The 26239-nt window shown below is 33.3% G+C and carries 29 protein-coding genes; 25 read left to right on the top strand and 4 right to left on the bottom strand.

Annotated elements, in window-relative coordinates:
• Nucleotides 1–488 precede the first annotated feature (488 nt).
• From minC to rpmA, 12 genes are all read left to right on the top strand, one after another.
• Nucleotides 489–1133 carry a septum site-determining protein MinC gene (gene minC, locus BLP68_RS04570; protein WP_091540576.1) on the top strand — a complete coding sequence of 215 codons (645 nt, stop codon included), beginning with the start codon at nt 489–491 and terminating at the stop codon, nt 1131–1133.
• Nucleotides 1134–1144: 11 nt separating this feature from the next.
• Nucleotides 1145–1939, top strand: coding sequence for a septum site-determining protein MinD (gene minD, locus BLP68_RS04565; RefSeq protein ID WP_091540574.1), 795 nt, complete (start codon nt 1145–1147; stop codon nt 1937–1939).
• An 18-nt stretch (nt 1940–1957) separates the two neighbouring features.
• A complete protein-coding gene (minE, locus tag BLP68_RS04560; RefSeq protein ID WP_091540571.1) occupies nt 1958–2245 on the top strand; it encodes a cell division topological specificity factor MinE in 288 nt (95 codons plus the stop codon).
• A gap of 15 nt (nt 2246–2260) precedes the next feature.
• Nucleotides 2261–2674, top strand: coding sequence for a methylglyoxal synthase (gene mgsA, locus BLP68_RS04555; RefSeq protein WP_091540569.1), 414 nt, complete (start codon nt 2261–2263; stop codon nt 2672–2674).
• 183 nt (nt 2675–2857) lie between these two features.
• On the top strand, nt 2858–3568 hold the full coding sequence (locus BLP68_RS04550; protein WP_091540566.1) for a murein hydrolase activator EnvC family protein: 711 nt from the start codon (nt 2858–2860) through the stop codon (nt 3566–3568).
• A gap of 19 nt (nt 3569–3587) precedes the next feature.
• Nucleotides 3588–4487, top strand: a complete 900-nt coding sequence (locus BLP68_RS04545) for a M50 family metallopeptidase (RefSeq protein WP_091540564.1) — start codon at nt 3588–3590, stop codon at nt 4485–4487.
• Between the two features lie 72 nt (nt 4488–4559).
• Entirely contained in the window at nt 4560–6401 is a 1842-nt protein-coding gene (locus tag BLP68_RS04540; protein WP_091540561.1) for a TIGR03960 family B12-binding radical SAM protein, read from the top strand.
• The gene (locus BLP68_RS04535) at nt 6401–7132 is read left to right on the top strand and encodes a TIGR03936 family radical SAM-associated protein (protein ID WP_176758865.1); all 732 of its coding nucleotides are present in this window, start codon (nt 6401–6403) and stop codon (nt 7130–7132) included. The genes BLP68_RS04540 and BLP68_RS04535 overlap by 1 nt, the downstream gene beginning before the upstream one ends.
• 20 nt (nt 7133–7152) lie before the next feature.
• On the top strand, nt 7153–8649 hold the full coding sequence (locus BLP68_RS04530; protein ID WP_091540556.1) for an Rne/Rng family ribonuclease: 1497 nt from the start codon (nt 7153–7155) through the stop codon (nt 8647–8649).
• Between the two features lie 124 nt (nt 8650–8773).
• Nucleotides 8774–9085: a 50S ribosomal protein L21 gene (rplU, locus tag BLP68_RS04525; protein WP_091540554.1), complete on the top strand. Its 312-nt coding sequence runs from the start codon at nt 8774–8776 to the stop codon at nt 9083–9085.
• An 11-nt stretch (nt 9086–9096) separates the two neighbouring features.
• Nucleotides 9097–9429 (top strand): ribosomal-processing cysteine protease Prp, encoded by a 333-nt coding sequence (locus tag BLP68_RS04520; protein ID WP_091540551.1) that lies wholly within the window; start codon nt 9097–9099, stop codon nt 9427–9429.
• Between the two features lie 3 nt (nt 9430–9432).
• A complete protein-coding gene (gene rpmA / locus BLP68_RS04515) occupies nt 9433–9726 on the top strand; it encodes a 50S ribosomal protein L27 (protein WP_091540548.1) in 294 nt (97 codons plus the stop codon).
• Between the two features lie 55 nt (nt 9727–9781).
• Here the strand turns inward: rpmA and eam are convergent, their stop codons facing one another.
• Nucleotides 9782–11062: a glutamate 2,3-aminomutase gene (gene eam / locus BLP68_RS04510; protein ID WP_091540545.1), complete on the bottom strand. Its 1281-nt coding sequence runs from the start codon at nt 11060–11062 to the stop codon at nt 9782–9784.
• Nucleotides 11063–11456: 394 nt separating this feature from the next.
• On the opposite strand from eam, the gene BLP68_RS04505 reads away from it, so the two are divergent.
• The gene (locus BLP68_RS04505) at nt 11457–12992 is read left to right on the top strand and encodes a YifB family Mg chelatase-like AAA ATPase (protein ID WP_091540543.1); all 1536 of its coding nucleotides are present in this window, start codon (nt 11457–11459) and stop codon (nt 12990–12992) included.
• 223 nt (nt 12993–13215) lie between these two features.
• A complete protein-coding gene (locus tag BLP68_RS04500; RefSeq protein ID WP_091540540.1) occupies nt 13216–13665 on the top strand; it encodes an NUDIX hydrolase in 450 nt (149 codons plus the stop codon).
• 131 nt (nt 13666–13796) lie between these two features.
• On the opposite strand, the gene BLP68_RS04495 is transcribed toward BLP68_RS04500, so the two are convergent.
• Nucleotides 13797–13997: a cold-shock protein gene (locus BLP68_RS04495; protein ID WP_091540538.1), complete on the bottom strand. Its 201-nt coding sequence runs from the start codon at nt 13995–13997 to the stop codon at nt 13797–13799.
• A gap of 293 nt (nt 13998–14290) precedes the next feature.
• Between BLP68_RS04495 and BLP68_RS04490 the strand changes: the two genes are divergently transcribed.
• Complete coding sequence (locus BLP68_RS04490; protein WP_091540535.1) at nt 14291–14755, top strand: pyridoxamine 5'-phosphate oxidase family protein; 465 nt, start codon at nt 14291–14293, stop codon at nt 14753–14755.
• Nucleotides 14756–14824: 69 nt separating this feature from the next.
• Nucleotides 14825–15241: a PH domain-containing protein gene (locus tag BLP68_RS04485; protein ID WP_091540532.1), complete on the top strand. Its 417-nt coding sequence runs from the start codon at nt 14825–14827 to the stop codon at nt 15239–15241.
• A 49-nt stretch (nt 15242–15290) separates the two neighbouring features.
• Here the strand turns inward: BLP68_RS04485 and BLP68_RS04480 are convergent, their stop codons facing one another.
• Nucleotides 15291–15593, bottom strand: coding sequence for a zinc-ribbon domain containing protein (locus tag BLP68_RS04480; protein WP_091540529.1), 303 nt, complete (start codon nt 15591–15593; stop codon nt 15291–15293).
• A gap of 280 nt (nt 15594–15873) precedes the next feature.
• The gene (gene trhA, locus BLP68_RS04475) at nt 15874–16515 is read right to left on the bottom strand and encodes a PAQR family membrane homeostasis protein TrhA (RefSeq protein ID WP_091540527.1); all 642 of its coding nucleotides are present in this window, start codon (nt 16513–16515) and stop codon (nt 15874–15876) included.
• 226 nt (nt 16516–16741) lie between these two features.
• Between trhA and BLP68_RS04470 the strand changes: the two genes are divergently transcribed.
• The 9 genes from BLP68_RS04470 (at nt 16742) to flgB (ending at nt 26234) form a co-directional block, all read left to right on the top strand.
• Nucleotides 16742–17302 carry a rubrerythrin family protein gene (locus tag BLP68_RS04470; RefSeq protein ID WP_091540524.1) on the top strand — a complete coding sequence of 187 codons (561 nt, stop codon included), beginning with the start codon at nt 16742–16744 and terminating at the stop codon, nt 17300–17302.
• A 97-nt stretch (nt 17303–17399) separates the two neighbouring features.
• Nucleotides 17400–18035: a cyclase family protein gene (locus tag BLP68_RS04465; protein WP_091540523.1), complete on the top strand. Its 636-nt coding sequence runs from the start codon at nt 17400–17402 to the stop codon at nt 18033–18035.
• Between the two features lie 80 nt (nt 18036–18115).
• Nucleotides 18116–18904 carry a lysophospholipid acyltransferase family protein gene (locus BLP68_RS04460; RefSeq protein WP_091540520.1) on the top strand — a complete coding sequence of 263 codons (789 nt, stop codon included), beginning with the start codon at nt 18116–18118 and terminating at the stop codon, nt 18902–18904.
• Between the two features lie 275 nt (nt 18905–19179).
• Nucleotides 19180–20274, top strand: coding sequence for a DNA-processing protein DprA (gene dprA / locus BLP68_RS04455; RefSeq protein ID WP_091540518.1), 1095 nt, complete (start codon nt 19180–19182; stop codon nt 20272–20274).
• A 68-nt stretch (nt 20275–20342) separates the two neighbouring features.
• On the top strand, nt 20343–22412 hold the full coding sequence (gene topA / locus BLP68_RS04450; protein WP_091540516.1) for a type I DNA topoisomerase: 2070 nt from the start codon (nt 20343–20345) through the stop codon (nt 22410–22412).
• A gap of 96 nt (nt 22413–22508) precedes the next feature.
• Nucleotides 22509–23042, top strand: coding sequence for an ATP-dependent protease subunit HslV (hslV, locus tag BLP68_RS04445; protein ID WP_091540514.1), 534 nt, complete (start codon nt 22509–22511; stop codon nt 23040–23042).
• Between the two features lie 28 nt (nt 23043–23070).
• Complete coding sequence (hslU, locus tag BLP68_RS04440) at nt 23071–24465, top strand: ATP-dependent protease ATPase subunit HslU (RefSeq protein WP_091540511.1); 1395 nt, start codon at nt 23071–23073, stop codon at nt 24463–24465.
• Between the two features lie 20 nt (nt 24466–24485).
• Complete coding sequence (codY, locus tag BLP68_RS04435; RefSeq protein ID WP_091540508.1) at nt 24486–25265, top strand: GTP-sensing pleiotropic transcriptional regulator CodY; 780 nt, start codon at nt 24486–24488, stop codon at nt 25263–25265.
• Nucleotides 25266–25838: 573 nt separating this feature from the next.
• The gene (gene flgB / locus BLP68_RS04430) at nt 25839–26234 is read left to right on the top strand and encodes a flagellar basal body rod protein FlgB (RefSeq protein WP_091540505.1); all 396 of its coding nucleotides are present in this window, start codon (nt 25839–25841) and stop codon (nt 26232–26234) included.
• Nucleotides 26235–26239: the final 5 nt, after the last annotated feature.

Genomic DNA, 26239 nt, shown 5'->3' with positions numbered 1-26239 from the left:
CTCTGTCGCCCCTAATCTTTTTTGGTTATGACTAAGTTTTCTTTTCTCCTCTAAACTCTTTATTTTGATTTGTTTTTCATTCAACATTCAACATTTAACAATACATAGGTAGCTAGTTAATTTGCCATAAAACTCTAAATTATGCTAATGAAGTTTTATACCAAATCCCTAGCAAAGTGACTGACTCAAATCAAAGATTTGGTCATATGTTTTTCCTAACTCTTAACTCTTAACTCTTAATTTTTAATTTTCAACTTTTAATTCTTGATTTTTATTTTTTATCTTTCAATTTTCAATTTTCAGTTCTTTCTTTTATCTTTCAACTTTCAATTCTCAATTTTAAATTTTCAATTTTCAATTTTTAACTCATATTGTATTAAGGACCATAGTACCTAAGTTTTTTTGAGAAGCTTGCAGGATTTAAATCGTAAATGGAGAATTTATTTAAGGTATGAGATTAATATAACTTTTGATGGAGGTAGGAATGAATGCATCAGGACAATACAATTGAATTTAAAGGAACTAAAAAAGGAATATATGTACAAATAAAGCCTGATATTGAGTTCCAAGCCATCAAAAAACAGCTTGCTGATAAATTAGAAGAAACAAAGTCTTTTTTTACGGGAGCAAAAATTCTTGACATACAATGTGAGTCACTGACTACTGAAGAAAAAGAAGAATTGAAGCATCTAATGTCTAATCAATATCAGATGCATATACACATGGAAGAAGATGCTGATGTCCTCAATGAATCTAAAGTCTTTGAAGGTATTCATGAAGGCAAAACTAAGTTTCACCATGGAACTATTCGTTCTGGCCAAAAAATTAATTATGATGGAAATTTGGTTATATTAGGTGATGTTAACCCTGGAGCAGAGATTATTGCACTGGGTAATATTATTGTTATGGGTAGCCTAAGGGGGATTGCTCATGCTGGCAGTAACGGAAATAAGGAGGCGCGTGTAGCAGCTATTTATTTAGATCCAACACAGCTCAGAATAGCAGATGTAATTACTCGTGCACCTGATGGAGAATATGAAAAGCCATTAAGACCAGAGCAAGCATATATCAAGGATAATATGGTTTGTATAGAGCCTTTTGTAATTAAAAAGCAAAATCAAGGAAATGAATAGGGGGTAAATAAATGTCACAAGTTATCGTAGTAACATCGGGAAAAGGCGGTGTAGGAAAGACTACTACTACCGCAAATTTAGGGACAGGACTTGCAAAATTAGGGTATAAAACTGTTGTTGTAGATGCCGATATTGGCTTAAGAAATTTAGATGTTGTAATGGGTCTTGAGAATCGCATTGTTTATGATATTGTTGATGTTGTCGAAGGCGTTTGTCGTTTGAAGCAGGCATTAATTAAAGATAAACGATATGAAGGCTTATTTCTACTTCCGGCAGCTCAAACAAGAGATAAGAATGCGATTACTCCTGAGCAAATGCAGAAATTAACTGCAGAGTTAAAAGAAATGTATGATTATATTATTATCGATTGTCCTGCAGGAATTGAGCAGGGTTTTAGAAATGCTATAGCTGGTGCCGATAGAGCAATTGTTGTGACAACACCGGAGATATCTGCTGTAAGAGATGCTGATAGGATTATTGGCCTATTAGAAGCTGCTGAATTAAGAAATCCTTCCTTAATTATTAATAGAATTAGAATAGAGATGGTAAAAAAAGGCGATATGATGAATATCGAAGACATGATTGATATCTTGGCTATTGATTTACTTGGTGTAGTACCAGATGATGAATCAATTGTAATTTCCACTAACAAGGGTGAACCAGTAGTAACGGATAATAACTCACTAGCAGGTCAAGCCTATAGAAATATCACAAGGAGAATTATTGGAGAAGAAGTACCTTTTGTAAATATGGAGACTGATGACGGGTTTGTTTCTAAACTAAGAAAAATCTTCGGATTTAAATAAGAATTGGGAGGGGGAGATATGATGGATCTATTTAAATTTTTTAGTAGAGATAGTGGAACAAGTAAAAACGTTGCAAAGGAAAGGCTGAAACTGGTGCTGGTACATGACAGAACCAATTGCTCTCCTCACTTTCTTGAAATGGTGAAGGGGGATATCATTAAAGTTATTTCTGATTACATGGAAATTGATGAAGAAGGCTTGGAAATTAAGATTATAAAAACCAAGAGAGAATTCGACGAGACTTCAATTCCTGCTTTGGTAGCAAACATTCCTATCCGAAAAATGAAGGATAGATATCGTGATTAACTCTGGAGGTTATTTATGAATATTGCACTTATTGCACATGATAAAAAAAAGGATTTAATGATAAGCTTTGTTACAGCTTATGAGAATATTCTTAAGCCCCATGTATTATTTGCTACAGGCACCACTGGAAAGCGAATAATGGAAGCCACCAGCTTAAATGTACATAGATTTGAATCTGGTCCATTGGGAGGCGATCAGCAAATTGGTGCTGAAATAGCTGAAAATAGGATGGATATGGTGATATTTTTAAGGGACCCCATGACATCGCAGCCCCACGAACCAGATATTCAAGCCCTTATTCGCTTATGCGATGTACATATGATTCCAGTTGCCACAAATATTGCAACTGGTGAATTGTTAATACGTGGACTTGAACGTGGAGATATGGAGTGGCGGAAACATAGAAGAACCCAAACTCTAAATAAGTAATGCTAATAGAGACGAAGAAAATAGAGAATTTAATAGGTATTATTTAAATTTAAAATTATTGTTAGAGACTATTTTCAAAATAGTCTTTTTTTATTGCGGTTAAAATCCACCTAGCCATTGTAATAAAATACTCACTTAAACAATATATTATAGTAATCTATGCAAAGGGAGTGAGAATTACAGATGAGCTTAATGAGAAGAAATCAACAGCCATTAAGAATATTTCAAAATAGCTTTACTAGTGACGATAATGGATCCTTTAAAATAGACTTCCATGGATGGGTAAAAAAAACAGTGATTAGGAGTATTATTTGTGTTTCATTAATAGCTATTCTTTATACTATCAAGGTAATTGACAATAGATTTAATTATAAAGTAATAGATAGTATACAACTACAGGTAAATAAGGAGTTTGATTTAAAGGAATCTTACTATACAGCGTTAAATTGGAGCAAGGGTATGATAGGCACGAGTGATAAACTATTGGCAGTATTAAATCTTAATACTGATGTAGGAAGTGAATTCATACTTCCTATGGATGGACAAATTGTCCTAAGTTTTAATGAAGTAGATCCAGATACCAACAAGACATTAAATGGAATACTGCTTAAGGAATCAGACGGTCAGAAGGTGGTGGCAACAGGCGACGGAGTAGTTATAGAGGCAAGCTCTAGTCAGGCATTAGGGCATTATTTAGTTGTTAAACATCGAGGTGAACTTATATCAATATATAAACATCTTCAGTCAACAAATGTAGAAATTAATCAAAGAATTGTAAAGGGAGAGTTAATTGGAATAAGCTCTGATAAGTTACTGTTTGAAATGTGGTATAGAAAAGAAGCTATAAACCCACTTGAGTATATAGATGTACTCAAAGATGATATTAAAATATAATAATTAAGGTGGGCATGACATGAAAACCTTTCAGGTGGGAGATTTAAAATTAAAAATTAATAGGCTTTTATTACCTATTTTTCTAATAAGCTTTGTTTTTGGATATTTAAGGGAGATGCTAATTATCTTCCTTGTTGTTTTTATTCACGAAATATCCCATTATCTTGTAGCCAAAAAGGTAAATGTTAAAATAGAAAAAATAGAATTGTTTCCCTTTGGTGGAGTAGCCAAGATGGATCATGATTATGTAATTAAACCATCCCATGAAGTTTTGATAGCAGCAGCAGGTCCATTTTCAAATTTATTATTATTATTTCTTGCTGAATTGCTTATTTTTTATAATATAGTAGGAAGCCCGTATATATATTTTTTTCAACTTTCAAATGTGGCAATAGGAGCATTTAACCTATTGCCTATTTTCCCGTTGGATGGCGGGAGGGTATTACGAGCTATTATATCTATATTTTATGGCATTCAGAAATCTACGCTTTTGTCTATAGCTATAGGGAAAGTATTTTCAATAATGATACTAGTATTAGGTATATATTTGTCCTACTTATCATTAGATAACATCTACTTAATTCCATTAGCCATGTATCTATATTATCAAGCTAATGCAGAAAAAAAGATGGCTGTTTTTCTTCTTATGAAGGAGATCATCAGAAAAAAAGAAACATTATTAAATAAGGGAATCATGAATACTGAACACTTAACTGTTTTAGATGCAGTGAATTTGAACATGATATTTAGTTCCTTCAAATCTGGAAAGTACCATTTTGTTACCGTAATTGACAGGGAAGGCATGCTGATTGGAACACTTACGGAAAGTCAAATTATTGATGGTATATCTAAATATGGTGGTCAAATTACGCTGATTGCGTACATAAAAATAATAAAACGAAAAGAAAGTATACAATAACATATTTTCAAACTCTTTATGTTATCATATACTTATAAGGTAAGTTTTTTAATACTGATTGGAGGTACATAGATGAATAGGCTAGATATACATGATATACTTTTTCGGGTAGAGAAACCTGCCCGATATTTAGGAAACGAGTTAAATAGTTATCATAAGAATATAGATACCGAAACAATACGCTTTGGATTTTGCTTTCCAGATATCTATGAAATTGGGATGAGTCACCTTGGTATGCAGATACTTTACCACCTATTAAATAAAGAAGATAATATTTTTTGTGAAAGGGTTTTTTCTCCCGCTATAGATATGGAAGAAGAGATGCGAAAAAATAAGATTCCTTTATTTGGTCTTGAGAGTAGACAGCCAATTAAACATTTTGATTTTTTAGGCTTCACCCTGCAATACGAACTAAGCTATACTAATATATTGAACATGCTGAATTTGGCAGGCATACCATTGTTTGCCAGTGAAAGAGGAGAAGAAGATCCACTTATAATGGTGGGTGGACCCTGCGCCTATAACCCAGAGCCTCTTGCAGATTTTGTTGATATAGTAATTCTTGGGGAAGCAGAAGAAGTTACGCTGGAAGTGATAAAGGATTACGAAAACATGAAAAAGAAGGATGATTTTAAAAGAAGCGATTTTTTACTTAAAATTGCACCTATACAAGGAGTATATATACCTAGTTTATATAATGTTGAGTACCATCAGGAGGGACCTATAAAAGCTGTAAGTCCAGTAAATAATTCGGTACCTGAGAAAATAACAAAAAGAATAATTGAAAACTTAGATGAGGTTTTCTACCCAGAAGAAATAATTGTACCCTACATAAATACAGTGCACGATCGTATTATGCTGGAGGTATTTAGAGGATGTACCCGGGGTTGTCGATTTTGTCAAGCCGGCATGATTTATCGTCCAGTACGAGAAAAGGGATTTGATCGATTAAAGGATTTAACAGAGAAATTACTTGCAAATACCGGATATGAAGAGATATCTTTAGCATCACTTAGTACAAGTGACTATTCCAAATTGGACAAGCTGGTAAGACATTTAATTGATGAATACGAGAAGGATAAAGTAGGTATTTCTTTACCATCCTTAAGGTTAGATAATTTTACCTTTGAGCTTATACAAGAAATACAAAAAATTAGAAAAACTGGACTTACATTTGCACCTGAAGCAGGAAGTCAACGACTAAGGGATGTAATCAATAAAGGACTAACAGAAGATGACCTAACGAATGCAGTTGAAAAGGCCTTTAGTCTTGGTTGGAGTAGTGTAAAGCTTTATTTTATGATAGGTCTTCCGACGGAATCCTTTGAGGACCTTGATGGTATACGTGACTTGGCCTTGAAGGTTGTAGACAGCTATTATCATACAGAAAAAGAAAAGCGTGGTAAGGGTTTAAATGTTACTGTAAGTGCTTCAACCTTTGTACCAAAACCCTTTACACCATTTCAATGGGAGCCACTGGATACATTAGAAGCAATATATGAAAAACAGAAATTTCTTGTTGATGGATTAAGAAGTAAAAAAATAACCTTTAATTATCATGATGCTAAAACAAGCTTTTTGGAGGCTGTATTTGCTAGAGGTGATAGGAGACTGTCTAAAGTATTGGCACGAGGATTAGAAGTAGGATGTAAATTTGACGGTTGGATGGAGCATTTCGATTTTGACAGATGGATGAAGGTATTCGATGAATGTGAGATTGATCCAGCCTTTTATGCAAATAGAAGACGTAGCTACGATGAAATTCTTCCATGGGATCATATAGATGTTGGAGTTAGTAAGGATTTTTTAGTAAGAGAGAATGAAAAAGCAAAGTCTGGAGAACTAACAGTGGATTGTCGTACCAATTGTTCCGGCTGTGGAATAAATCAAGGATTTATAGGGGGTATATGCTAATGTTTAGACTACGTGCTAGATTTTCGAAGAATGAAGATCTGATTTTTATATCCCATCTTGACTTAATGAGGGTTTTTGAAAGAGCAATGAGAAGAGCCAACATACCCATATCTCATACTCAAGGCTTTAATCCTCACCCAATTATGGCCTTTGCCACCGCTCTAGGCTTGGGAATAAGCAGCGCTGCAGAGTATATTGATATTCAGCTGGATGAAGAAATACAAACAGAAAGCTTCGTAGATAGGCTTAATAATGTGCTTCCAAATGGTCTGAAAATAATTCAATGTACCTATATATCATCAAAGGAAGAATCCTTAATGGCAGTAATTAAAAGATCCGTATATCTTGTTAAGGTCAGCCTTCAGACTCCAATAAGTAAAGAAGAATTAACTACTGAGCTAGAAAGATTTACTGGACTGGAGGAAATTGTATTAATAAAGGAAAAAAAGAAAAAGGGCAGGAAAAACCAAAAAACTGTTCAACATGTAGATATAAGACCCAATATTTATTCTATAGAACTCCTTTCGCTGGAGGAAGAGCAAGCTATTTTTAAAATGAATCTGGCTGCTGGAAGTGTAGGTAATCTAAAGCCTGAAATTGTAATCGAAAAGCTTATGGAGCTTACTCAATTGCAAATTAATTTGGAATCAATGAGGATTCATAGACTAGAGCTTTTTAAAGAGGTGGAGGGAACCTTTGTTACACCTTTAGAGGATTTAAAGAGCATATAATTAGGTTGGGAGTTGGGAAAGTGAATGAAATTATTGTAGATGCAGGGATTACAGAAACCAGAATGGCTTTTATTGAGAATAAAGAATTGGTTGAACTGTACATAGAGAGGAAAAACGATAAGCGTATTGCAGGTAATATTTATAAAGGTAGGGTTGCCAATGTATTACCGGGGATGCAGGCAGCTTTTGTGGATATTGGCTTGGAGAAAAACAGTTTTTTGTATGTTAAGGATGCTATTCCACAAGATATTTTAAATATCGAAACAGAAGCCTATAAAGACCTTTCTATTAAAGAAGTACTTAAAGCAGGACAAGAGATATTGGTACAGGTTATTAAGGAGCCTATAGGCACTAAGGGGGCCAGAGTAACAACCCATATTACACTTCCTGGTAGATACCTGGTATTAATGCCGTCAACTGACTATATTGGTATTTCCAGAAGAATTGGTAATGAAGAGGAAAGGGAAAGATTAAAGTTAGAAATTGATGAAGTAAGACCTAAAAACATGGGGGTAATAATTAGAACAGTAGCTGAAGGAAAAAGCAAGGAAGATTTTAAAGATGACATCAAATTTTTACTTAAGCTATGGCAAAGAATTGAAAAGGAAAAAAAATTAGGGTTTGCTCCACGGCTTATTCATAGGGATTTTGATTTAGTTAATCGAACCATTCGAGATATATTTAGTAAAGAAATACAACGTTTTATTATCAATGATCAAGAGGTATATAAAGGTGCAAAGGAGCTTGTTGATCTAATTTCACCCACATTGAAGGATAGACTTGTTTTGATGGATGAAGATGAAGATATTTTTCTTCAGTATAACCTAGAGAATCAGATTGAAAAAAGTATGGCGAGAAAGATATGGCTGAAAAGTGGTGGCTATATTGTATTAGATACAACAGAAGCATTGACTGTTATAGATGTCAATACTGGAAAATATGTAGGAAGTGTAGATTTAGATGATACTGTGTATAATACTAATATAGAAGCAACAGAAGTGATAGCAAAGCAATTAAGGCTTCGAGACATAGGTGGTATAATTATTGTTGATTTTATAGATATGACCAATGAAGCCCATGATGAAAAGGTCTTAAAGGCTCTTGAGAAGGCTTTAGCAAAGGATCGTACTAAAACTAAGATTTTAGGGATGACTAACCTTGGACTAGTGGAAATAACACGTAAAAAGGTGAGACAGAGGTTGGATTTTCATCTACAAAAGGAATGTAAATATTGTAATGGAACAGGACAAATATTATCAGAGTATCATTTGTTTAGAAAAATAGAAAAGCAATTGAAGCGAATGATGCATCATACCAGCTGTAATGCAGTGCTTTTTCAAGTTCATCCTTTTTCATTACATGATATAAAAGAACAAAATGAGTTGCTGAAGGAAATGGAAGCTATTACCCAAATTACTACCTATTTCACTGAAAGTGATTTTGTCCCCTACGGCGATATCAAACTTAAACTAATGGGAAGTCGGGAAATTGTTGAGAAAGCCATTGAAGAAAAGTAATAGTAAAGGGTTGACAGAATCTTACTACTATGATAATATATATTTCTGTAGGTAGCCGCACGGATCGGGTTATAAAACATATGTTACCTAGTATTCGGCGAGACTGGGATGAGGAGGTGTATTTATGTACGCAATTGTTGAAACAGGTGGAAAGCAATACAGAGTGCAAGAAGGCGATGCTATTTTTGTTGAAAAGGTAAATGCTGCTGAAGGCGATGTAGTTACTCTGGACACAGTATTAGCAGTTTCTAAGGATGGAAAGTTAACTTTCGGTTCACCAGTTGTAGAAGGTGCAAGTGTTGAAGCTAAGGTTGATACTCAAGGTAAAGCTAAAAAGATTGTTATATTCAAGTTTAAGCGTAAAAAAGACTTTAGAAAAAAGCAAGGACACAGACAACCTTACACAAAGCTAATCATTGAAAAAATCAATGCATAGGATTTGACATTATGATTTCAATTTCGATTTATAGAAACGAAATTAATGAAATTTGTCAGTTTAATATCTCGGGACATGCACAGGCTGCTGCCCATGGAGAAGATATTGTGTGTGCTGCTGTTTCTGTTCTTGGTCAAACTACTATAATTGGATTACATGAAATTCTAAAAATAGACATTGAATTTAAGATAAATAACGGATTTCTTCAATGTAAAATACCTAAAAACATAACAGTAAAGCAGCGTCAAGAAGCCAATATACTATTGGAGACAATGGTTATGGGACTAAAAAATATAAAATTAGGATATTCTGAGTATATAGATATTCATGACAAGGAGGTGTAAGTCATGTTATTCGTAATGGATCTTCAGTTATTTGCTAGTAAAAAGGGAGTAGGTAGCTCCAAAAACGGTCGTGATAGTATTGCTAAAAGACTAGGAGTTAAAAGAGCAGATGGTCAATTTGTTAGCTCTGGTAACATTCTAGTTAGACAAAGAGGAACTAAAATTCATCCAGGAAACAATGTAGGAAAAGGCTCTGATGATACTCTTTTCGCATTGGTAGACGGAGTTGTTAAGTTTGAAAGAAAAGGCAAAGACAAGAAGCAAGTTAGTGTTTATGCTAAGGAAGCTGTACTATAATAACTAAAATTTAAACCACCAGCAATGCTGGTGGTTTTTAATTACTATTAATTACTTATTTGAAAATATCCTCTATTGGCTTTGATGGGAAGCTAGGATAGTCAATAATTTCACCCTCCCAGGTTCTAATCTTTACATAATTTTTACCATGGGAAATAATGTACTGGGGCAAAATAGGGGTTTTTCCCTTTCCTCCAGGAGCGTTAATAATATAAGTCGGTATTGCCATTCCAGAAGTATATCCCCTTAAATATTCCATTATCTCTATTCCTTCTGCAACAGAGGTGTTAAAGTGGATAGTACCCACGACTTTTTTTGCATGGAAAATATAATATGGGCGAACTCGACATTTTAGCATTTCGTGATTCATCAATCTCATTACAAATTTGTCGTTATTAATTCCATTTAATAAAACAGCCTGGTTACCTAGAGGAATACCGATATTAGCTAATTTATCGCAGGCCTCCTTTGATTCCTTAGTAATTTCCATAGGATGATTGAAATGTGTATTGATATAGAGAGGGGGATACTTCTTTAGTATATTAAGCAGATTATCACTTATTCTTTGGGGCATAGTAACTATGGTTCGTGTACCTAGACGAATATACTCTACCGATGGTATTGCATGGACCTCACCCAACAACCAATCCAGCATTTCATCTGAAAGGGTTAAGGGGTCACCACCTGTAATTAATACATCTCTAATTTCAGGATTAGCCCTGATGTAGTCAATGGATTCCTGTAAAACCTCCCTTGACTGATGTAAGTCCTCAGTACCAATATTTCTGCGTCGTTGACAGTGCCTACAATACATAGCACATTCATTAGTAACATTAATAATTAAACGGTCTGGATATCTTCTTGTTATTGATCCAGCAGGGTTAGTAAATTCTTCTCCCATAGGGTCTATTTTTCCAGCTTTTTTCTCTATCTCTATATTTGATGGAATCGACATTAGCTTTATGGGACAGTACTTGTTATTGTTATCTATTAAAGATAGATAGTATGGTGAAATGGACCATCTATATTTCTTTTGAACCTGTTTTATAGCTTTTATTTCTTTTTCAGTTAAATCAATAACTTTAGTTAAAAAGTCAACATCACTTATCCTATTTTTAAGCTGCCATTTCCAATTGTCCCAATCTTCATCCGCAGCATTAAGTAAATTAAGAATTTTTTTCTTCTGTGCTTCTGTTTTTTCTATTTGTTCAGGAGAGAGTCCCCTTGGAATTTTATCCTTTATGTCAAGGTAATCTTGAATCCTAGATTTTAACTCAGTTGCTCTATTAATGGATATTTCTCTATTATCGATGCTGTCAAATTTTGTACAATCCATTCGTATCTCCTCCTTATAAATTTGTATTTACAATAGCAGTATTATTAATATAGCTATTTTTTGATGAAAAGGCTAAATAAATACTTAGATTATTAGAATATTAATCAACAGAATATTATGACAATATATTTGGAAAAATGGAAGCATTGATTTGATAAGGACATGGGTAATTATTACTAATAATAAATGAATCTGTAGTCATAAAATATATCATATTTTCATTTTTATGTCAAATTGGACAAGAATATAACAATCAAAAAATTATAAAATTTTATACACAAATAAACTATTTTTGACATTAATTTCAAATTATTTCAAAATAATAAAAGGAAATTTAATACAGTTTAGCGAAATTAGTAATTTGATTTTAATTAAGGACGGGATGTGAACTTAAATGCTTTCAAAAATAAAATCATGCTCCATAAATGGATTACAGGCCAGCTCTATTGAAGTGGAAGTAGACCTTGCGAATGGACTGCCAGCTATAAATATTGTTGGCCTAGCAGATGTTGAGGTAAAGGAGTCTAAGGAAAGAGTACGTGCAGCTATTAATAATAGTAATCTCGACTTTCCTTTAAAGAGAATAACTGTTAATCTTGCTCCAGCTGATACAAAAAAAGAGGGTACCCATTACGATTTACCAATCGCACTAGGAATATTGGCGGCATCTGGGCAACTTAAGGAGAATTTTGACCCTTCGAAGTATATATTATTGGGAGAATTATCCCTTGATGGAAAAATAAACAAAGTAAACGGTGTTTTACCTATGTTGATAGAAATGTATAATAGGGGTGCTAAAAAAGTAATTTTACCTAAGGATAATCTTCCTGAATCCAAGTATGCAATTGGCATGGAGTGCATCGGAGTACAGTATCTGCATGAATTAGTTGAGTTTATTAATGGTAGTATTTTTATTGATTCTCAAATAGGTGAAGAATCAAATATTGAAGAAGATAATATAGTAGATTTAGACTTCAGAGACATTAGTGGTCAAGAAAATCTAAAGAGGGCAATGGAAATTACTGCTGCTGGGAACCACAATCTACTGATGATAGGGCCTCCTGGCTCTGGAAAGACAATGGCAGCAAGGAGGCTACCCTCTATTTTACCAAAGATGACCTTTAAGGAAGCAATAGAGGTTTCCAAAATCTATAGTGTAGCAGGATTATTAAATACAAAAGAAGGTTTAATTAAGCAGAGACCTTTTCGGTCGCCACATCATACCATTTCTAATATCGCACTTACAGGTGGAGGACGCATACCAAGACCTGGTGAAGTTTCATTAAGTCATTACGGGGTTCTTTTCTTAGATGAGCTGCCAGAATTCAATAAGGTTGCTCTTGAGGTCCTCAGACAACCTTTAGAGGATGGAGAAATAAGTATTTCTAGAGTCAATGCATCCTATAGCTTTCCATCTAAGTTTATGCTTGTTGCATCAATGAATCCATGTCCCTGCGGCTTTTATGGCACGAAAACGGAGCAGCAATGTATTTGTGCACCACAGCAGGTCAAACGCTACATGGGGAAAATTTCTGGCCCACTTTTAGATCGAATTGATATTGTAGTAGAAACAGCAGCAGTAGCCTATAGTGATCTTGTAAATAGAAGAAAGGTTGAAGATTCCAAGACAATAAGAAAGAGGGTTGAAAAGGCAAGAGAGCTACAGAGGAAGAGATATTTAGGAACAGAAATATTTAATAATTCTCAGCTTACACCCTCAGCCATTAAGAAATATTGTAAAATAGAAATAAATGCACAAGCAATACTCGAAGCTGCTTTTAATAAAATGAAGCTAAGTGCTCGGGGCTACAATCGTATAATTAAGGTATCAAGGACAATAGCAGATTTAGAAGGTTGTGAAACAATAAATCAACAGCATATTTCAGAAGCACTGCAATATAGGAATGCAAGTCACTTATTTAAATACTGAAACAAATAAAGTGGTGAATGTTAAATGTTAAATGTTGAATTGCTGGAGAAATTTGTTGTGACAAAAATATATTCTTTATACACAACCTGGATCCATTGCCCAGCAGTGAAGTGTTGCAAACGACCAGTCTGTATTTTCATAGAACTCAATATTTGTGTTAAAGAATCAACCTAAAGCAATTTTTAGTTTCTAAAATAGTAAATAGAGGTTAGGAGGATATTATATGGAGATAGAATTTTACGATTTAGGAGAAATAGATGATGCAAAGTTAGAATTTGCTGTAATAAATGTGACATATCAGGATAAATTAGTGCTGGTTAAACATAAGGATAGAGATACGTGGGAAATACCAGGTGGTCATAGGGAAGAAGGAGAAAGTATAAATACTACTGCAGCAAGAGAATTATTTGAAGAGACAGGAGCTAAAAAATTTGATATAAAACCTATTTCTGAGTACTCTGTAGCAAAAGGACAGTCAACGACATATGGAAGATTATACGTGGGTGTTATTTTAGAAATGGGCCAATTACCAGGCTTAGAAATAACTGAGGTTAAGTTATTTGATAAGCTTCCACAAAACCTAACATATCCAAATATACAACCCCATTTACACAATAGAGTATATAAAAATGATAAGTTTAATATGCACAAAACAATTACAGTTGTGGAGTAAGTATTAACATGTAATAGGTGGAAGATGTTTTATAGAGTGGTAGGGTTTCAGCCATGTTTAATATACAATGGGTAGGAAGATACTATTAAAAAATAAACAAAAAAACTGCCCTTTAGGGCAGTTAATTTTACTTATAATTTTACTACGTTCTCAGCTTGAGGTCCACGGTTTCCTTGAACTACGTTAAATTCAACCATTTGTCCTTCTTCTAAAGTCTTGAAGCCTTCGCCACCTATTGCAGAGAAATGAACGAATACGTCATCTCCACCTTCTACTTCAATAAATCCAAAACCTTTTTCTGCATTAAACCATTTCACTTTACCTGTTTTCATTCTTTGAGACCTCCAAATATTTTTCTGATTTTTGTTATATAACAAGAACAAAAATCCAAGATATTAAGTATCAATCTATATTGATTATATTTAATATGTGAATTATAAACACTTATTATACAACAAAATTAATTTTACTACTTTTTTATAAAAATGTCAACTAATTCATTATTTATAAATAGATATTTATTTATTTTTTCATTTATTAACACTATAATTAATTTAATATAGTTATAAAATTAGTATAATAACTGAGATGTTTATAGTATTCTATATTAAAGGAGGTATATTAAATGTTTAGAGAAATGAGAAGAACAGATAGAAGAATAGATAACGGTAGGATTGTTGAAATACTAATGAATGGACACTATGGAGTGTTTTCGACAATTGGTGAAAATGGATTCCCTTATGGGGTTCCATTAAGCTATGTATATTTAAATAGCCATATATATTTTCATTGTGCTACTAATGGCTATAAGCTCGATAACTTAAAAAATAATGATAAGGTATCATTCTGTGTTATTGGCAATACAGAAATCTTACCTCAAGATTTCAGTACAAAATATGAAAGTGTTATTGCCTTCGGCAAAGCCCTTGAGGTTTTTGAAGATGAAAAGATTAAAGTTCTACGTGAACTTCTTAAAAAATATTCAAAGGATTACTTAGAAAAAGGCGAAGCATATATAAAAAATGCTGGTGATAAAACAAAGGTAATAAAGATAGAAATTCAAAATATTACTGGTAAAGCGAGAAAATAGCCCTACATAAAACTAATAGGTAACTTAATGGTTTTCAAGAATTGTTTTATTGAGGAGGTTGTAAATTAAATGAGATATAATTCTAAACGGGATTTATGGCTGGGTCTATTGATTTGGCTTCCTATTACCTCAGGGTTTCTTATGTCAGTATACTCTGCTTTTATAACTAAAGAAGCTATTACACCATTTATAGTTTTTACAGTAATTTTATCGTTTATCGCTTGGATTTGGTTTGGTACCTATTATGTTTTGAAGGAAACATATATAATTGTTAGATGCGGCCCATTTAGAGAAAGAATTGAGTTTGCTGATATTAAATCCATGAAGGAAACAAGAAATGCTTTATCGTCATATGCACTGTCATTGGATAGAATACAAATAAAATATCGCAAATTTGGTTATTCATTAATTTCTCCCATTAATAAAGAAGATTTCATAAAAGAAATTGAAAAAAAATCATCAATTAAAATAGTTAGAAGAGAATAGCTTCCAATAAAAAAACCTTCTCTAGGGTAGCGAGAAGGTTTATATAATCTTACCAGTTCTTATTACGAGGTTGGTAACAGTCTTTACAGTAAATTGGCTTATCACCACTAGGTTGAAAAGGAACTGATGCCGTACCACCACATGTTACACAGGTTGCAGAAAACATTTGTCTTTGGGTACGATTTTGTCTACCGCTATTATTTCGACCCTGTGCTTTTTTAGCAGCTCTACAACTTGGACATCGACCTGGCTCGTTAGTGAATCCTTTTTCAGCAAAGAACTCTTGCTCTGATGCTGTAAAAGCAAACTCAACTCCACAATCCTTACAATTTAAATTTTTATCTTTATACATAATAAACCCTCCAACTATTTTTTTGCCCGTGGCAAAGGAAATTTTAAAGCTTCCAAGCTATAAGCTATAGAGAAGGTTTATTATCCAAAGGCACTATCGAGCTTAATTAAGTATATCATATAGGTAAAATTATGCAAGCAGTATTTGTAAAAATTATGAAAAATATAACAATTTTAAGCAGTGAAAATTACAACAATATTAAAAAAATATTTTTAATTAAAGTAAAAAAATCCTCACGATATGAGGATTTTTTTTAAATTTATATACTTTTATAAAGTTGCTATCTTGCCAGGTGGAGTAAAAAACCAAAATAATGAAGGATACTTCCGCTTAATACAAATAAATGCCATATCCCGTGGTTATAGGGAATTTTTTTACATATATAAAAGATTAAGCCAAAGGTATAAAACAAACCACCAGCTATAAGCCAAATGAATAACCCCGGAGGTAGCATTGTCAGCATAGGCTTTATCGCAACTATAATCAGCCATCCCATAAGAACATATAGGCAGGTTGATATTATCTTTGTTTTATTTAAGCTAATAATCTTAAGTAGAATACCTACTAAAGCTAAAGCCCAAATAGTAATAAAAATAGCCCAACCCCATGCTCCACGCATAGCAACCAAGGTTATAGGAGTATAGCTCCCAGCTATAAGTAAATATATCGAAACGTGGTCTAAGACTCTGAGTATTTGCTTGCTTTTTTCATGAAAAATACTGTGATACAGTGTAGATGATAAATATAGAAAAAATAATGTGAAGCCATATATACTAAAGCTAACAATTTGCCAAACATCTCCATGAATACTTGCAAAAGCAACAAGAACAACAAGAGCAACAATGCTAAAGAGGGCCCCTATACCATGACTTATACTATTGAAAATCTCTTCCTTTACAGTGTACTTATTTACTAATAACATTCTTCCACCTCTTTTATATTTGATTATAATATCATTATTATATGCCTACTTTTTCTTATTATTATACACCAAGAGCTAGAGATATTATAGTAGGATTTGTCACTAATTATAAATTTCTCTACCTAGTTATTAAAAAAATTAGAAATATTAAATATGTATAAATAAGGGGATAGGGGTAATAATTTAAAGGAATTTTATTTTGCTTATTTTTGAGGAGGTTATTAAGATGTCAGTAGTAAATGCTATGACAGCTGACTTTTTACGTTCAGCATATGGTGGAGAAAGCATGGCACATATGCGTTATCTAATTTGGGCAGATGTGGCAGATGCAGAAAAGATGCCTAATATCGGAAGGCTATTTAGAGCAATAGCATATGCAGAATATGCCCATGCAGATAATCATTTTAGAGTGTTGAAGGGACAGGTGGGAGATTTTACGGTTCCTGCAGGAGCGGTTTTCGGAATAGGAAAAACTGTAGATAATCTACAGGGAGGGATTGATGGTGAGCTTCATGAAATAGATCAAATGTACCCAGTATATTTAGAAACAGCACGCTTTCAAAATGAAAAGGCAGCAGAAAAAGCCTTTCATTATGCTTTAGAAGCTGAAAAAGTTCATGCAAAACTATTTAAAGAGGCTCAGAATGTAGCACGGGATGGAAAGGATATGGATGTAGGTTCAATCTATGTATGTAATATTTGTGGTCATACAGAAACAGATCATTTACCAGATCAATGTCCAATTTGTGGAGCCAAAAAAGAAGCCTATAAAGAATTTAAAGCTTAAAGAGAAAAGTTGGAAGATCCTTAGTTTTATAAGGGTCTTTTTTTATTGATTTTTTATGTTATAATATCTTTTTACTAATCAAATTTGGAGGGATATTATGAAGACAGTTGATCTAACACATAATCTGGAAATTAATATGCCAGTATTTCCTGGGACAGAACCACCTATTTTTAAATTAGTTAATACATTCGAAAAGGATGGATTTTCTGAAAATCAGATTACTTTTTATTCCCATACAGGTACTCATATAGATGCTCCATCCCATATGATATGTAATGGTCCTTCTTTGGATGATTTTGATATAAATAAGTTTGTGGGTAAAGCATTTTTAATGGATGTTTCTATGCTTGGTTCGGCAATTATTCAGCTGGATGACATTAAGCAGTATAGAGAGCTTATTAAAACATCGGATTTCTTCATTTTATATACAGGCTGGAGCAATTATTGGGGGACACAAAAATACTTCGATAATTTCCCAGTACTAAGTAATGAGGCTGCAAATTGGCTTAAGGACTTTAACTTAAAAGGAATAGGAGTGGATACAATCTCCATTGATCATATGAATTCAGTGGATTTCCCTATACATAACATATTCCTATCAAAGAATATGATTATAATAGAAAATCTTAACAATTTAAATATGATAAAAGAAATGGAGTTTATGATCTATTGTTTACCATTAAAATATAAAGATGCAGATGGGTCTCCTATAAGAGCAATAGGTATTGTATAATGTATTTATGTTAATTTTATTGTATGAAGGGTAATATACTGTTATAATTTCCTTATATATTTCTAAAGGATGTGAATACCTTGGTTCAATTTTTTACACCACCTGAATATCATACTGATATTAATACACCACGACATTTATTAGATAGACTTTCATTAAACAGTAGACTTTATTTTGTTGCTAGACATGTTAATATATTGTTTGAAGCAAGAAAAGTAGTGTCAAGGGGTGAGTTTGATACACAAGCATGGGCTCAAGCCTCCTATGATATCTTTAAGCATATAGAAGGTTGTGGAGGACGCTTTCATATAACAGGACTTAATCATTTAGCAGAGTTAGACCAAGAAGTGGTTTTTGTAAGTAACCATATGAGTACATTAGAAACAATGATTTTTCCTTGCTTAATAGCTCCTTTTGTGGAGGCAACCTTCGTTATTAAAGAAAGTCTGGCAAGGCATAAGGTTGTAGGGTCAATAATGAGATCTAGAAATCCAATAGTTGTTTTTAGAGATAATCCTCGGGAAGACTTAAAAACAGTAATGAGTGAGGGGCAGGCTAGATTAGAGAAGGGAATTTCAGTAATAATATTTCCTCAAAGTACGAGAACAGTATCCTTTGTTCCAGAGGAGTTTAATAGTCTAGGAGTTAAGCTAGCAAAAAAGGCTAATGTTAAAATAGTCCCCATCGCAATCAGAACTGATTTTTGGCAAAATGGTAGCCTAGTAAAGGATTTGGGCCCTATATGTAGAGATATACCAATACATATTGCATTTGGAGAACCTCTTGAAGTTCATGGAAATGGCAGAGAAGAGCATAAAGAAATTGTAAACTTCATAACAAATAATTTAAAGGATTGGAATGCTATATAAATTATTTATATTAATTTTATCCAGATTACTTAAAACTATTTAGATTAAGGAATATTAAAACTCAGTAATCGCCGCGTATTCAGAATGCGTAAGGATGCTGGGTTTTTCCTATAGGAATAAAGTCATTAATCTGCATAAATAAATTTATATTACAGTATTGTTAGAAAATATTGTTTATTATTCTTGAGTTTTGTTATATAATGTGTAGGCGCGAATTCAAAATTTTAGCAATAATCTGTATGTCAAGTAGGTTATCTTCTAAAGGGGGAGAATCGATGGTTCTTAAGGATAGAGACTTGCTTATTTGGTTAAATCATGTAGGGGGAATAAGTTCAAAGCGATTGAATAATTTAACAGAATATTTTGGTTCCCTACAGGAATTATGGAAGGCTGATGAATTACATATCAAAAAGGCTTTGAATAATAATAGAATAATTGCTGAGAGCTTGATTAAAAATAGAAACAAGAACTATCTTAATGAGTTAATACATAAGATTACAGAAAAGGATATTAGGGCTGTTACTATTTATGATCATGAGTACCCAGATAAACTTAAGTGCATATACGATCCACCATATGTAATATACATAAAAGGTAGATTAATTTTAGATAATCCAAAGATTGCTATAGTAGGTGCAAGAAAAGCAAGCACTTATGGTAGATGGGCTGCTTTTCATTTTGCTCGTGAACTTGCCTTGTGGGGTGTTGGTACAGTAAGTGGCATGGCTTTAGGGGTTGACACTGAAGCTCATAAAGGGTCTCTTGCAGAAAAAATGAATACAATTGCCGTATTAGGCTGTGGTGTAGACCTGTGTTATCCTGCCTCTAATAGCCAATTAATGCTTGAAATATTAAACAATAATGGCTGCATCCTATCGGAATATCCACCAGGGACACCACCAATGAAACATCATTTCCCCGCTAGGAATAGAATTATTAGTGGGTTATCCGACGGAGTTTTTATTGTTGAGGCTGCAGAAAAAAGTGGTGCTATAATAACAGTAGATTTTGCCCTGGAACAAGGGAAGGAAGTATTTGCCTTACCAGGAAACATAAACAATAGTCAAAGTAAAGGTACTAATAGTCTAATAAAGGATGGAGCTAAAATTGTATTAGAAGTTGATGATCTACTTGATGAGCTAAAGAAAGATTATAGCTTATTGAATCGAAAAGAAAACATAAGAGTAAATGTATCACTTAGTGATAAAGAAGCTAAAATATATAATATAATAAAGAAAGAACCAATCCATATAGACTTAATAGTTCATAGTAGTGGTATGAAAATAAGCGAATTAAATCCCATTTTAACTGTGTTGGAATTGAAGGGTTTCATTTGTCAGTTACGGGGTAAAACATTTACAGTAATATAATTATGATTTTTAGAATTGCATTTTGTCTAATTTTTCCAAAACAAATGATCCCATTGGAGGTGTGGTAATTGACAAAATCCTTAGTAATTGTAGAGTCGCCTGCAAAGGCAAAAACAATAAAAAAGTTTTTAGGAAGAAATTATGTGGTTAAAGCTTCTATAGGGCATATTATCGATTTACCTAAAAGTAAGCTAGGTGTTGATATAGATAATAACTTTGAACCAGACTATATTACCATCCGAGGTAAAGGACCAGTTTTAAAGGAAATTCGACAGGAAGCCAAAAAAGCAAAAAACATCCTATTGGCTACTGACCCTGACCGAGAAGGTGAAGCAATTTCATGGCACTTGGCTAATGCCCTTAATATTGATGAGAAAACAGCCTGTAGGATAGAATTTAATGAAATCACAAAAAATGCAATAAAGAATGCAATAAAGAAGCCGAGGGTTATAGATAAAGCATTAGTTGATGCACAGCAGGCTAGAAGAGTATTAGATCGATTGGTTGGATATAAAATAAGTCCTTTATTATGGCGTAACATTAGAAAAGGTTTAAGTGCAGGTAGGGTGCAATCGGTAGCTACAAAAATAATAAAGGATAGAGAAGAAGAAATTCAAAATTTTAAACCGGAAGAGTATTGGAGCCTAAGGCTTGATTTGCAAAATAAAAATGGTGAAACATTTGAGGCAAAATTTTTCAGCGATGAAAATGGTAATAAGGATTTAAAGAATAGTGAAGAAATTAACCGTATACTTGATAAAATAAAGGGAAAAACCCTTTCAGTTTCATCAGTTAAAGAAGGAGAAAAGAAACGTAACCCATATATGCCATTTATCACCAGTACACTACAGCAGGAGGCATCTAATAAGCTGGGATACTCTACAAAAAAAACCATGTCAATAGCACAACAGCTTTATGAAGGTATTGATATAGAAAAAGAGGGCACTGTTGGGTTAATAACCTATATGCGTACTGATTCAACTCGTATATCAAAGGAAGCTATAGATAGCACAAATGAATATATTAGCGAAGCCTTTGGAAAGGAATATTTAAATAAAGCAGAAGAAAAAAAATCAGAAAAGAAAGATATACAGGATGCCCATGAAGCCATCCGACCAACAGACATAGACCGTACACCAAGTAAGATTAAATCGTCTTTAACAAAAGATCAATTCAATTTATATAAACTAATTTGGGAAAGATTAGTAGCAAGTCAGATGGCTCCAGCAGTTTTTGTGACTCTTACCATTGAGTTAGAGGTGGAGCAGATACAGTTTAGAGCTTCTGGATCAAGGTTGAAATTCGATGGATTCTTAAAGGTATACTCTTTTGCTACTACATCAGAAGACACATATCTTCCTATTATAAAGGAAGGTGAAAAGGTAAAGGTTATTAAAGAAGACCCTAAACAGCACTTTACACAACCGCCAGCCAGGTATACAGAGGCATCATTGGTAAAAACAATGGAAGAGCTTGGTATAGGAAGACCAAGTACCTATTCTCCTACGATTACTACTATACTTTCTCGAGGCTATGTGGAGAAAGAAGGAAGATATTTAAAGCCTACAGAATTGGGTACTATAGTAACAGATATACTTGTAAACTATTTTTCTGAAGTACTAGAAGTCCATTTTACTGCAGAACTAGAAAAAAGCTTAGATAAAATTGAAGATGGAAATCAGGATTGGAAGATTTTAATAAAAAACTTCTATGATTCATTTGGAAAAATGCTGGAGATTGCAGAAAAGGACATGGAAGAGATAGATTTAGTAGAAGAAAGTGATGAGGAATGTAAAAAATGTGGGAAAACAATGCTTATTAAGCATGGACGTTATGGTAAATTCCTTGCTTGCTCTGGCTATCCAGAATGCACCTACACTGAACCCTTTGTTAATAAAATCGGTATTAAGTGTCCTGCCTGTGATGAAGGAGAGGTCATAGAAAGACGATCAAAAAAAGGTAGACTATTCTATGGTTGTAGTAGCTTTCCCAAGTGTAGATTTGTATCATGGTATAGGCCAATAGAAAAAAAATGTCCTCGATGTAATCAATTAATGGTACACAAGAAAAATAAAAAAAGCGAAAAAATAGAGTGTAGTAATAAAGATTGTGGATATCAAGAAAAAATTGAAAATTAGAAATATTTACTCATTTACACAGATATTAGTTGAACTAAGTATAAAGATGTGGTAATATTTCATTTGAGTCTATAGTATAAACCGGGGGGTGAGGTAATGATAAAAGGGACAACGATTGTCGCCGCAAGAAAAAACGGTCAAGACTGTGCAATTGCAGGAGATGGCCAAGTAACCCTGGGAGAAAAAGTTGTTATAAAGAATCATGCAAAAAAAGTTAGAAAAATATATAACGACGAAGTGCTAATTGGGTTTGCTGGCTCTGTAGCAGATGCCTTTACATTAGCAGAAAGATTCGAAAATTACCTGGAAAAGCATGGAGGTAATTTAAAAAGAGCAGCTATGGAGCTTGCCCAGAGCTGGCGTAGAGATAAAATGCTTACAAAACTTGAAGCAATGCTTATCGCATTAAACAAAGATGGAATGCTTGTAATAAGTGGAACTGGTGAGGTCATAGAACCAGATGAAGATGTAATTGCAATTGGTTCTGGTGGAGCCTTTGCTTTATCTGCAGCAATAGCTTTGAGTCGAAATACTGATTTACCAGCAAGAGAAATTGTTATGAAGTCTTTAGAAATTGCAGCAGATATTTGTGTTTACACAAATAGTAATATTAGTGTTGAAACATTGTAGCCAATAGCTTTCTAAGTGAGGTGAAAAAATGAGTGATTATACACCACGTGAAATTGTACATGAGTTAGATAAGTATATTATAGGGCAAAATCTTGCAAAAAAGGCTGTTGCAATAGCCCTTAGGAACAGGTATAGAAGGAGCCAACTTTCTTCAGAGGTAAGGGAGGAAATCAAGCCTAAAAATATACTTATGATTGGTCCTACTGGTGTAGGAAAGACTGAAATTGCTAGAAGACTTGCAAGGCTAGTAGATGCACCCTTTGTAAAAATAGAAGCAACTAAATTTACAGAGGTAGGCTATGTAGGCCGGGATGTAGAATCTATGATTAGAGATTTAGTTGAGGCATCAATCCGTATGACTAAAAATACATACATACAAAAAAATTACCAGAAGGCAAAAATACTTGCCAGTAAACGCCTTGTAGAACTCCTTGATCCATCTCCCAAAAAAGATTCTTCCTATAAGAATCCTTTAGAAATGCTGTTTAAAAATAAATCAGACAATGAGGATAATAACATAGATGAAGACTTAGAAACTGAAAAAAGATTAAAGCGAGATCAAATTCAAAGGCAATTAGAAGATGGATTACTAGAAAAAGAAATAGTCGAAGTAGAGGTAACCGATCAAACTCCCTCCTCGTTAGGTGTTTTTACAGGTATGGGAAATGAAGAAATGAACATTAATATACAGGATATTTTAGGAGAAATAGTACCTCAGAAAACTAAAAGGAAGAAGGTTACAATTGCAGAAGCTCGCAAAATTTTGACTGATCAAGAGGCTCAAAAGCTAGTGGATATGGATGATGTAATTAATAAAGCTGTAACCAACGTAGAAGAAAGCGGAATAATTTTCATAGATGAAATAGATAAAATAGCAGGTAGAGAAGGTGCATCGGGGCCAGACGTTTCTAGAGAAGGTGTGCAAAGAGATATACTTCCTATAGTAGAGGGTAGTACAGTTATGACCAAATATGGACCAGTAAAAACTGATCATATTCTTTTTATAGCTGCGGGGGCATTTCACATTTCTAAAGTATCTGACCTAATTCCAGAGCTCCAGGGTAGATTCCCTATACGAGTAAACTTAAGTAACTTGACAGTAGAAGATTTTAAAGCTATACTAACCCAGCCTAAGAATGCTATATTAATGCAATACCAGCTACTGCTAGAAACAGAAGGTATAAAAATCCAATTTGCAGAAGAAGCTATAGATGAGATTGCAAGGGTTTCTTTTATGATGAATGAGCAAAGTGACAACATAGGAGCAAGGAGACTACATAATGTAGTTGAAAAGCTTTTAGAAGAAATCTCTTTTGAGGCACCAGATATGGAAGAAAAGGAAATTCTTATTGATATTACTTATGTACAGTCAAAATTAAAGCATACAATAAAAGTTATTAGTGAAGATAAATTTATTATTTAAAGAACAAAGGAGGAAATAAGATGGCAAGTGCATTATTAGAAAAAACAAGAAGAATAAATAAAATATTACAACAGAGTGGCGATCATGCTATTTCATTTAATGAGCTTTGTAGAATTCTAAGTGAAATATTAGATGCCAATGTTTATGTTTCAAGCTCAAAGGGTAAAGTTTTGGGTGTAAGCTTAACGGATACATCAGATTGTCCAATTATAGTTGATGAAAAAACCAGTGAAAAGAAATTTCCAGAAGAATATAACGAACAACTATTGAGAATTGTTGAAACAAAGTCTAATATCACCAAGGATGAGTTATTAAAGATTTTTAAATATGATGTTCAAAGCTATAATAAGCTAGTTACTATTGTTCCTATTAATGGTAGCGGTAATCGGTTAGGAACCTTGGTGTTAGCCAGACATGACAATGAGTTTGTCGACGAAGATTTAGTAATGGTTGAGTACAGCTCCACTGTTGTAGGCTTAGAAATATTAAGGGCTAAAACGGAAGAGATTGAAGAAGAAGCTAGAAAGAAAGCAGTAGTTCAAATGGCAATTGGGACACTATCCTATTCTGAGCTAGAAGCTGTAGAGCACATATTTAATGAGTTGAATGGTACCGAAGGACTTCTAGTTGCAAGTAAAATTGCAGACAGAGTTGGTATCACCCGTTCAGTAATAGTGAATGCACTAAGAAAATTTGAAAGTGCAGGTGTAATTGAATCGAGATCATTAGGTATGAAGGGTACTCATATTAAGATTTTAAATGATCGATTACTGGAAGAGCTAAGGAAAATTAAAAGATAAGTTTATAAACAATCTCACTCCATTTTGAAAAAAATGGAGTTTTTTTATTGGACTTCATTTGGGAATTTATTCAATAAAAAAAGGGTATATTTGACTGCTGATAAAAATATAATTTAATGGTGATTTATCGAAATTTGTATTATAATAAAGAGAAATGAAAACTTATAAGGAAAAATGAATTAATACATAATACATATTAAAAAGTATAGGGACATAGAAACGCTGAAATTGTCGAAATTATTTTGCATTTATTTTATGTTATATAGTAACTAAATCGGATTATATAATTAAATGTTATCTGTTTTATAAGGCTTTGAGCCTATATTCTTTAGCCATTTTTTTTACTATAATAAAAAAATAGTAGCTGGAATTATTAGAAAAAAATGGCATAGTCCTTGAGTCCTGTTATGTAGAAATATGAAAAAAAAAGAAGGAAAAACTAAATATTTGGCTAATTATAATTTAGTGAAAGAAACATATATTATACGAAACATGTAGAAAAATTAGGGATATACTATATAAATTTAAAATGATTGTATATCTTTCTTAAATTATTGTGAAGGGAGCAGGAACATGTTTAAGGATGTTAATTTACTTAATAATGCTTTAAATGCATCATGGAAGCGAAATGAAGTAATTTCTAATAATATTGCAAATGCCAACACACCAAACTTTAAAAAATCAAAGGTGTTATTTGAAGATATGTTGGCAGAATCATTAAGGGGTAGAGGGATTCAGGGAACTTTAACCCACAAGAAGCATTATCAAATTGGATTAAAGCCAGTTCATCAACAGGAGTATAAAATACAAACAGAGGGTCACTATAGTACGCGAAGAGACGGAAATAACGTTGATATCGATGTAGAGATGGCAGAGCTAGCTAAAAATTCGATATTATACGATACATTATCTACTCAACTAAATCAGTATCTCGGCAGACTAAAGTCAGCTATAAATGAAGGGAAGTGATAGAA

Origin of the sequence: Alkaliphilus peptidifermentans DSM 18978 (genome assembly GCF_900101495.1) — a bacterium.
Classification (GTDB): domain Bacteria; phylum Bacillota; class Clostridia; order Peptostreptococcales; family Natronincolaceae; genus Alkaliphilus_C; species Alkaliphilus_C peptidifermentans.
This window is presented reverse-complemented; position numbering and strand designations above follow the sequence as displayed.

Excerpts from the sequence above, each read along its gene's own strand:
- BLP68_RS04490 (WP_091540535.1), top strand. The coding sequence starts at position 14,291 with ATGTTTAGAGAAATGAGAAGAACAGATAGAAGAATAGATAACGGTAGG.
- BLP68_RS04470 (WP_091540524.1), top strand. The coding sequence starts at position 16,742 with ATGTCAGTAGTAAATGCTATGACAGCTGACTTTTTACGTTCAGCATAT.
- codY (WP_091540508.1), top strand. The coding sequence starts at position 24,486 with ATGGCAAGTGCATTATTAGAAAAAACAAGAAGAATAAATAAAATATTA.
- minD (WP_091540574.1), top strand. The coding sequence starts at position 1,145 with ATGTCACAAGTTATCGTAGTAACATCGGGAAAAGGCGGTGTAGGAAAG.
- flgB (WP_091540505.1), top strand. The coding sequence starts at position 25,839 with ATGTTTAAGGATGTTAATTTACTTAATAATGCTTTAAATGCATCATGG.
- eam (WP_091540545.1), bottom strand. The coding sequence starts at position 11,062 with ATGGATTGTACAAAATTTGACAGCATCGATAATAGAGAAATATCCATT.
- BLP68_RS04505 (WP_091540543.1), top strand. The coding sequence starts at position 11,457 with ATGCTTTCAAAAATAAAATCATGCTCCATAAATGGATTACAGGCCAGC.
- rpmA (WP_091540548.1), top strand. The coding sequence starts at position 9,433 with ATGTTATTCGTAATGGATCTTCAGTTATTTGCTAGTAAAAAGGGAGTA.
- hslU (WP_091540511.1), top strand. The coding sequence starts at position 23,071 with ATGAGTGATTATACACCACGTGAAATTGTACATGAGTTAGATAAGTAT.
- BLP68_RS04540 (WP_091540561.1), top strand. The coding sequence starts at position 4,560 with ATGAATAGGCTAGATATACATGATATACTTTTTCGGGTAGAGAAACCT.
- BLP68_RS04495 (WP_091540538.1), bottom strand. The coding sequence starts at position 13,997 with ATGAAAACAGGTAAAGTGAAATGGTTTAATGCAGAAAAAGGTTTTGGA.
- BLP68_RS04480 (WP_091540529.1), bottom strand. The coding sequence starts at position 15,593 with ATGTATAAAGATAAAAATTTAAATTGTAAGGATTGTGGAGTTGAGTTT.
- trhA (WP_091540527.1), bottom strand. The coding sequence starts at position 16,515 with ATGTTATTAGTAAATAAGTACACTGTAAAGGAAGAGATTTTCAATAGT.
- BLP68_RS04535 (WP_176758865.1), top strand. The coding sequence starts at position 6,401 with ATGTTTAGACTACGTGCTAGATTTTCGAAGAATGAAGATCTGATTTTT.
- mgsA (WP_091540569.1), top strand. The coding sequence starts at position 2,261 with ATGAATATTGCACTTATTGCACATGATAAAAAAAAGGATTTAATGATA.
- dprA (WP_091540518.1), top strand. The coding sequence starts at position 19,180 with ATGGTTCTTAAGGATAGAGACTTGCTTATTTGGTTAAATCATGTAGGG.
- BLP68_RS04500 (WP_091540540.1), top strand. The coding sequence starts at position 13,216 with ATGGAGATAGAATTTTACGATTTAGGAGAAATAGATGATGCAAAGTTA.
- BLP68_RS04465 (WP_091540523.1), top strand. The coding sequence starts at position 17,400 with ATGAAGACAGTTGATCTAACACATAATCTGGAAATTAATATGCCAGTA.
- rplU (WP_091540554.1), top strand. The coding sequence starts at position 8,774 with ATGTACGCAATTGTTGAAACAGGTGGAAAGCAATACAGAGTGCAAGAA.
- BLP68_RS04545 (WP_091540564.1), top strand. The coding sequence starts at position 3,588 with ATGAAAACCTTTCAGGTGGGAGATTTAAAATTAAAAATTAATAGGCTT.
- minC (WP_091540576.1), top strand. The coding sequence starts at position 489 with ATGCATCAGGACAATACAATTGAATTTAAAGGAACTAAAAAAGGAATA.
- BLP68_RS04485 (WP_091540532.1), top strand. The coding sequence starts at position 14,825 with ATGAGATATAATTCTAAACGGGATTTATGGCTGGGTCTATTGATTTGG.
- BLP68_RS04550 (WP_091540566.1), top strand. The coding sequence starts at position 2,858 with ATGAGCTTAATGAGAAGAAATCAACAGCCATTAAGAATATTTCAAAAT.
- minE (WP_091540571.1), top strand. The coding sequence starts at position 1,958 with ATGATGGATCTATTTAAATTTTTTAGTAGAGATAGTGGAACAAGTAAA.
- hslV (WP_091540514.1), top strand. The coding sequence starts at position 22,509 with ATGATAAAAGGGACAACGATTGTCGCCGCAAGAAAAAACGGTCAAGAC.
- BLP68_RS04520 (WP_091540551.1), top strand. The coding sequence starts at position 9,097 with ATGATTTCAATTTCGATTTATAGAAACGAAATTAATGAAATTTGTCAG.